This window comes from Vreelandella arcis, from assembly GCF_900103865.1.
Lineage (GTDB): Bacteria > Pseudomonadota > Gammaproteobacteria > Pseudomonadales > Halomonadaceae > Vreelandella > Vreelandella arcis.
On the sequence record NZ_FNII01000025.1, the window covers coordinates 19,875 to 27,208 of the forward strand.

The window sequence follows — 7,334 nt, forward strand, 5'->3', positions numbered from 1 at the left end:
TTGTCGCGAAGACGGGCGTATATTACTGATTACCCTCGCCTTCGTCAACCAGGAAAACGTCAAAATATTATCGTTCTTGTCATTGACGCTTTCCACGACGATTTAGAGTTCGCGAAACTCTTTTTCAAACCGCTTTGCTTGCTTCTTAGAAACACCGCCCAGCACGTCAATCGCATGACGCAATCGAGCACGCGTAACGTCTGACCCCAAAATCGCCATCGCATCCATCACGGAAGTGCTGGTGCTGCTACCGGTGATCGCGATAAACACCGGTGCCAGAAACACCTTCATTTTGAGATCAAAATGCGCGGCCAACGCTTTCACTTCTTCCAGCAACGCTTCTTTATGCCAGGCGGGAACCGCTTCAAAACGCCAGACGAGGAATTGTAGAAGCTTGACCAACTCGTCTTTTTCAAGCTTGACGCTATCAAAGTCCTGCTCTTTTAGATCCGGCAGCCCGGCAAAGAAGTGCCCCGCCAAAGGCGTCGCTTGGGCAAGTGTCTCAATACGAGGGCGAATTTGCGGCAGGATTTGTTTTACGTAGTCATCATTAAACGCCCACTCGCGCAGCGCCTGCAGCAGGCCATCGTCGTCTAGGTCTTCGCGAATGTACACACCGTTCAGCCACGTCAGCTTTTCGAGATCGAAGACCGGCCCACCCAACGACACCCGCTGAATATCGAACTCGGCCATCATCTCCGCCAAGCTAAACTTCTCACGCTCGTCGGGCATTGACCAACCCATGCGCCCCAAGTAGTTGGTGACCGCTTGGGGAAGGAATCCCATCCGACGATAATAGTTGATGGAAGTCGGGTTCTTACGCTTGGAAAGCTTCGATTTATCCGGATTGCGCAACAGCGGCATATGGCAAAGCTGCGGCATGTCCCAACCAAAGTACTCATAAAGCAGCTGGTGCTTAGGCGCTGAATTAATCCACTCTTCACCGCGCAATACATGGGTAATACCCATCAAGTGGTCATCCACCACGTTGGCAAGGTGATACGTGGGCATGCCGTCTGATTTAAGCAGAATTTGCGCATCTACCTGCGCCCATTCCACTTCAATATTGCCGCGCAGCATGTCGCCCACTATACATACACCTTCGCTTGGCACGTTCATGCGCACCACATACGGCCAGCCTTCCTGCTCGCGACGTGCCACTTCAGCTTCATCCAGAGCCAGATCAGCCGGTTTTAACGCCAGGTGCAGCCCCGCTGCTTTTCGCGACTCACGCAGTTCATCCAGCTCTTCGCTGGTGCGATAGCATTTAAAGGCATGGCCAGCATCGAGTAGCTGCTGAGCGTGTTGCGCGTAAATATCGCCCCGCTCACTTTGCCGATACGGGCCATGCGGGCCACCCACATCGGGGCCTTCATCCCATTCAAGTCCCAGCCAACGCAACGAATCCAAAATCATTTGCTCGGATTCTGGCGTCGAGCGCACCCGGTCGGTGTCTTCGATACGAAGAATAAATTGGCCGCCGTGCTGACGCGCAAAACATAGGTTAAACAGCGCGATATACGCCGTACCAACGTGGGGATCCCCTGTAGGCGACGGCGCAATACGGGTACGTACGGTCATGAAAACGTCCTTTTGGCAATAAAGCGTGGCGATATTATACGCACCCCGTGAATAACCAACACCATCACGCAGGGAACGACTTCGCCTAGAAAGCGTCACAGTTTAGTTAAATCACCGTTGTCAGCCAACGGATGCGCGTTAATGCACAATCGATTAATATTGCGCGCACTTATTATTTGGGTTGATGTCTCATTACCCAATGAGAATTTTGCAGTGCCATCGGCACGATAGACTAACTTCAACAGGAAAACGAAATGGAATCGCTAGGCTCACGTATTAAGCAACTGCGACTTCGGGCCAAGCTCAATAAAGCTGCCCTTGCAAGAAACGTTGGCGTGTCAGATGTCACCATTTCTTATTGGGAATCCGGTGCGATCAAGCAAATCGGTCACGAGCGTTTAGTGGCGTTAGCCGAGGCGCTGGACTGCTCACTGGCCACCCTGCTTGAAGGTAACAGTGCGCCTTTACTGCCAACGCTGAATAATGAAGGCCCACTCCCTTGGGAGCAGGTGCAGTCAACGTCGCTTACCGTGCCCGAGCATTTGCCGCTTAAAGCCAACTGGAAAGCCCCCTGCATGATGGTGACACCAGGGCCCGACACCAACTTTGCGCCGGCAAAGCCAGGCGACTTACTACTGCTCGGCCCGACTCAGGTATTTCACAAGGCGGGCCAATATCTGGTGGAGAAAGACGGCCAGTTGCAACTAACGCAGCTCAGCAAAGCGGCTAACGATGTCGCCATTCAGGCAGTAGTATTAGGCCATTGGAAATCGGCCTAATGCATGCCGCTTAAGGGGTTTGAAGTAGCTCTGCGCCATCGCGCGAGCGCCTGGGTTCGTTGCCTACCATATACCGTGTGGTATAGGTGGCAATTTGACCTAGGCCATGGCGGGACTCAGATACCAACGCGCCCGCCAAATACTCACCTTTTGGGCCAATGAGCTGCTGCACGGCGTCGGGCTGAACGCTGGACTCGGAGAGTTCCACGCTAACGCTATAGCCACCATCGGGCAAACCACTGCCGGGGCCAAACGGCCCCGCGCTAAACTGTCCTTGCCGTATATTGACCCGCTCGCGCCAGCGAACGCTGCTGATTTCTCGCTCAACCACCACTTGCACCAGCGCGCCATCGGGTAGGTTGGTTTCGCCCTCGACCATCATGAGACGGTCTGAGCGCATCGATGCCGAGACCGATATCTGCACGTCTATCGGCTCTCTCTCTTCCATCATTTCGGCTTGTTGCGCTTCGCGGTTTGCCTCTTCCTCTTGCAACGCCGCCTCTTCCGCTTCACTGGTCTGCGCATCCCGCGGGGCTTCCTCTGCGTCACTACAGCCAACCAGTAACGTCATGGTGGAAAACGCGATGCCCACCAATGCTAGCCTGAAACTTATTCTCATCTTATGCATATCCGCTCCTCGACCACCATAGATTCCAGCTTATCACTCCCCCACGCCAAGCACAGCGAAATAACCCACTGATTGAGGAGCAGATTGCGCTTCTTCCATGATGAGACCCTCAACGCTGTTGCAGCATTAAAGACCACTAGTAAGCCGCGTCTATTCTGCCCAACAGGAGATCCTGTTTTGACCCCAGGAGCGCGAGCTGATCATGGAGGCTCAAATAGAGAGCATTTACGAACACAACAGAGAGCGGGATGACGCGATTGTGGCGGCTTTGAATAAGGGGATCGGGAGAGGATGGAAGCCGTTAACTGGTAAGAAGCACCCAGCAAAGAGCCCGCTGAGAGGCGGGCTTCAGTAACACGTTTAAGGCTCAGGCTCCTCACAGGAGTGTATGCCCAGCCTTACGCTTTTTTAGCTTTTTTTATTGAGCAACGCCTCAATAAACAGCGGGTCGTTAAACAGCTCATCGAGCGTCTCTTCAATTGCCATTTCTATAGGTCTGGCAAGGTTATAAGATGACATATACATGACCCCTTTATGCTCAGGGTTGACCGAAATTTCTCTACTGAATAACACCTCGTTATTATCTGACACCACTTCTACCTGAAACGTCGAGTCAGCGACCGTTTTACCTGTAAAAAACGTGTCGATCAGGTGCAAATTCGAATACAGTTTAATAATGTCACCATGAACGGTTACTGGCGCACTACTGTCGATACCAAAGCCTCTCGACACCAGCTCCTGTTCAATGGCCGCTTGCATTTCCTCTTCTACCGGCACTTCACTGTAAATCGATGCCATGGCAAAGCCGCCATAAGAATATTTTTTATGGCTGATACGGCTTTGATCTTCACGCTCATCGGCAACCACCACACTCACCGCCACCTCAGAAGCGCCTTCCACAGCAGCCACATCCGCTTGCGGTTCATACACTAGCTTATGCGACTCCGGTATCGCCGCACAGCCGTGCAACAGCGCCAATCCCGCGAACACCCATAGTAATTTTAGCAATTTCATCCGGTTCCCTTACATCCATGCGTGAGTTTTGGTTTTCTGCAAGCACAAAAAATTAAGCTTCGAACTATTATTAGTCAATTAATTTTGTCCGTAGCTAGTCAGAGAAATGATAAGGGTCAAAGGCAAAGAAAGGGGTTGAATCGACTTCACCACATCCGAGCTGCGACACATTGCGCAGGCCTTCGCCCAGCACCTCCAACGTGATTGGCACCACCACGGAAACCAACCAGTGCACCGGCCTGCAGGAGCTATTGAATGCAAAGCAAAAGCTGGGGTGATGCCGCGCATTATCGGCGTGCCCTACCTGGATACCCAGCCGGTGGCCAGGGAAAACGTTTTGTAGAACTACCGAGTCTTCACAGACGCGCATCAAGTCATTTTTTCACGTCCGACTGTTGGCGTGTATCGCTTGGCAGCTCATCGCGAATCAATTACTCACCCTATTCAGCATATAAAGCACTTCGTAACCTTGTTGGCGGTTAAACAGCGTGCTGTCGGGCTCGCCGGTCACATGAGGATTATCATCAGGCAGCGCATCCCAGGTGGTGATCGAGACTCAGATTCTACCAAACAATGGCACACTGCCTGCGCCCCAAAGAAGACGCCCAGATCGCGGCCATTGCTGACTGGCAACGCATCCAAAACTGCTTCACAGAATTCGAGCTAACCCTGACACGCAGGGACGCCCACCTCACCCCGCAGGGTTAAAACCGGAGATCGACGAAACCGAAGGGCTCGCGACGGAGGTAGTGCACTGGCTGAATGATGGGGGCTTTGGGGCGCAAGTGAGGTGTGAGGTGAGGGCCCAGTGTTATGGGTAGGAGGAAGAGAATAGCCAGCTCTGATGCGGCTACGAAAACCGCCAAACTGACACAGTTTGTGGCGGATATCGCTTGCGCTGTACACGCAAAGTGTCACACTATAACCATGTACAACAGAGTAAAACACTCCAAAAGATACCAATTGAAACCGCAATATCGCGTCAATGGTTAAGCTTTTTTATACGCCTAGCGACAAGCTGGGGGGTAAACGATGACCGCATACACTAATATTGGGCTTTACAGTCCCAAGCAAGCAGAGCGCCTGATTGGCGTCGAAGCGGAGAAGATTCGCCGCTGGCTTATGCCTGCGCGGTCGTCTAAGGGGCCTCTCTGGGAGCCCGAACCCCAAGCGTTAGGCGCAGAAGACACTCTCAGCTTTAAAGATCTGCTCGAACTCCGTGCCGTGGCTAAATTCCGTAGCCACAATGTGAGCTTATCGGTCATCCGTGAAGCATTGCATGAACTAAGCGAACTGCTTCAGCGCGATTACCCACTCATCAATCCGCAGCTTTGCACAGATGGCCAAAAGGTTTTCCTGAAGGCACTGGAAGAAAGTGGCGAAACAACCGTGATTGACCTGGTTAAGCGCCAAAACGCATTCGAAGATGTAATAGTGCCTTCGCTAAGGGCAGGAATTGAGTTCGATGCAAAGGGAGATCCTGTACGCTGGCATCCCGATCCTGAAGACCCAAGCATCGTGGTCGACCCCCGCTTTGCCTTCGGTAAGCCCATCGTGCTGCCCAGTCACATGCCCACTGCCACACTTGCTCAAGCGGCAGAGGTAGAAGGCAGCGCGGCAGATGCAGCCCGTGCTTATGATGTGCCTCAAGAAGAAGTAGAGCGCGCCGTCACATTCGAGAAAAGGATTTCGGCGGGTGCACTTCTTCATTGACGAAAACATTAGCCATCACATCGCCAACGCCCTCAACCACTTAGCCAAACTTTGCAGTGAAAATCACACCGTTATGCATGCTCGTGACGTCAACGGCGGCCCTGGCATGCAGGATGATGTATGGCTAGAACAGCTCAAGCAATCAGACAAGAGCTGGGTGATCGTGTCAAAAGACCGTTTCCAAAAAGGGAACCGCGAGAAGTTTGTATTTGAGAACTGCGGTATTACGACGATCAACCTGGGCAACGATTGGAAAAACGTTAAGGCATGGGAAACTGCCTTACGCCTGATCGAATGGTGGCCCACCATATCAAAAGAGGTGTTAGACACCCCAGGCCCTACGCACTACGACCTTCCATGTAAGAAGCCCACCAAACTGAAAGGTCGTAAGAAAGCGGCAAAGTAGAAACTAAAACCTAGATCCTGGCCACTCTAAGTTCGGGGCATAATATTCATTATACCTGCCCCAATACTCGCCCAGCCTGGTGGTGGAAATTGAGCGTCCCAGCGAGGACACCCGCGACTGGCTCTGCGCCGCCTGCCAGATCAAAAGCCGGGCGGAGCTGGATCACAACCCAACCGCGGCGGCCACGTTCCACCGCATTCGCCAACGCTTCATGAAGTGGAAGCAGCGCCCAGGGAGGCAACAATGAACACTTACTTTGGCCTACTCGCCGAATTCAACGGCCGCACCGAGTTACCCCTGGAGGAAGTCGCCCCGCGCTTCTTCGGCATCACCGCCCGCACGGCCGGATTCCGCGCCGGCGCCCAAGCCCTGCCGGTACCCGCCTACCGCGCCGGCGACTCGCAGAAAAGTCCTTAGCTGGTCAGCGCAATCGATTTGGCGCAGTACATCGATGAAAAACGGGCTGAGGCTAGGGAACAGTGGAAGATGGTTAACGATTGAGTGTATCGTAAAGGGTTGAGCAGCCGGGCTTAATCCTTTACATTTCAGTTAGAGTTGACCAATGAAAAATAATCTTTCGATTCACTTCAAATACATTGTATCAATTCTTGTAGGGATAATAATTGTCCTTTTAACAAGAGATTTGGCAAGTATACCTCGCTTACAAGAATACATCGCATTTGCACTTACTTTTTCCTCGCTTCTTTTGGCATTAATAGCAATTGTATATTCTTTCCTATCAAACGAATCACTTACACGTTCTCTCACAAAAATCAATAGCTCTGCAGATGAGATGAGCAGACTATCAGCCTCAATACGTGAATCAAACGAAACGCTTCACTTAAGGGTTGGAACCCCCCTCTGTCAGCCTAGTTGTCCGGTTGGCGATATCGCCTAAATCTAATCCAGAGGGAGCGGCATGGAGTCCTTGTGCCACGTTATTCTGTAGAGCGTAAAGCAGCCGTTCTGAAGAAGTTGTTGCCACCCCACAATCGCAGTGTGGTATCGGTCGCAACGGAAGAAGGCATCTCTGACGCGACGCTGTATAGTTGGTTAAAACAGTGTCGAGAAAAAGGAGTGCCTGTGCCGGGTTACACCCAAAGCGACAACGAATGGTCAGCTGACGCCAAGCTCGCCGTGGTTATCGAAACCGCCACCCTGTCAGAGGCAGAGCTTGGCGCTTACTGCCGCGAAAAAGGCCTTTATCCCGAGC

The 7,334-nt window shown here is 52.3% G+C and carries 8 protein-coding genes; 5 read left to right on the forward strand and 3 right to left on the reverse strand.

Going from position 1 to position 7,334, the window contains the following annotated elements; translation table 11 throughout:
• Positions 1-102 precede the first annotated feature (102 nt).
• Entirely contained in the window at positions 103-1,581 is a 1,479-nt protein-coding gene (gltX, locus tag BLR97_RS18790) for a glutamate--tRNA ligase (RefSeq protein ID WP_089708349.1), read from the reverse strand.
• Between the two features lie 254 nt (positions 1,582-1,835).
• On the opposite strand from gltX, the gene BLR97_RS18795 reads away from it, so the two are divergent.
• Entirely contained in the window at positions 1,836-2,360 is a 525-nt protein-coding gene (locus tag BLR97_RS18795) for a helix-turn-helix domain-containing protein (protein WP_089708351.1), read from the forward strand.
• A 10-nt stretch (positions 2,361-2,370) separates the two neighbouring features.
• Here the strand turns inward: BLR97_RS18795 and BLR97_RS18800 are convergent, their stop codons facing one another.
• Together BLR97_RS18800 and BLR97_RS18805 are read right to left on the reverse strand one after the other, a co-directional pair.
• A complete protein-coding gene (locus tag BLR97_RS18800) occupies positions 2,371-2,988 on the reverse strand; it encodes a hypothetical protein (protein WP_244511414.1) in 618 nt (205 codons plus the stop codon).
• Positions 2,989-3,396: 408 nt separating this feature from the next.
• Positions 3,397-4,002, reverse strand: a complete 606-nt coding sequence (locus tag BLR97_RS18805; RefSeq protein WP_089708353.1) for a YajG family lipoprotein — start codon at positions 4,000-4,002, stop codon at positions 3,397-3,399.
• 1,032 nt (positions 4,003-5,034) lie between these two features.
• Here BLR97_RS18805 and BLR97_RS18815 point away from each other — a divergent pair.
• From BLR97_RS18815 to BLR97_RS18830, 4 genes are all read left to right on the forward strand, one after another.
• A complete protein-coding gene (locus BLR97_RS18815; protein ID WP_089708357.1) occupies positions 5,035-5,715 on the forward strand; it encodes a MerR family transcriptional regulator in 681 nt (226 codons plus the stop codon).
• Complete coding sequence (locus tag BLR97_RS18820; protein ID WP_089708359.1) at positions 5,699-6,121, forward strand: PIN-like domain-containing protein; 423 nt, start codon at positions 5,699-5,701, stop codon at positions 6,119-6,121. Before BLR97_RS18815 ends, BLR97_RS18820 begins: the two co-directional genes overlap by 17 nt.
• A 243-nt stretch (positions 6,122-6,364) precedes the next feature.
• Positions 6,365-6,538, forward strand: coding sequence for a pyocin activator PrtN family protein (locus BLR97_RS18825; protein ID WP_089708361.1), 174 nt, complete (start codon positions 6,365-6,367; stop codon positions 6,536-6,538).
• Between the two features lie 513 nt (positions 6,539-7,051).
• The coding region (locus tag BLR97_RS18830) for a transposase (protein WP_170833049.1) at positions 7,052-7,334 on the forward strand (283 nt) is incomplete at its 3' end.

Excerpts from the sequence above, each read along its gene's own strand:
- BLR97_RS18815 (WP_089708357.1), top strand. The coding sequence starts at position 5,035 with ATGACCGCATACACTAATATTGGGCTTTACAGTCCCAAGCAAGCAGAG.
- BLR97_RS18805 (WP_089708353.1), bottom strand. The coding sequence starts at position 4,002 with ATGAAATTGCTAAAATTACTATGGGTGTTCGCGGGATTGGCGCTGTTG.
- BLR97_RS18795 (WP_089708351.1), top strand. The coding sequence starts at position 1,836 with ATGGAATCGCTAGGCTCACGTATTAAGCAACTGCGACTTCGGGCCAAG.
- BLR97_RS18825 (WP_089708361.1), top strand. The coding sequence starts at position 6,365 with ATGAACACTTACTTTGGCCTACTCGCCGAATTCAACGGCCGCACCGAG.
- gltX (WP_089708349.1), bottom strand. The coding sequence starts at position 1,581 with ATGACCGTACGTACCCGTATTGCGCCGTCGCCTACAGGGGATCCCCAC.
- BLR97_RS18800 (WP_244511414.1), bottom strand. The coding sequence starts at position 2,988 with ATGCATAAGATGAGAATAAGTTTCAGGCTAGCATTGGTGGGCATCGCG.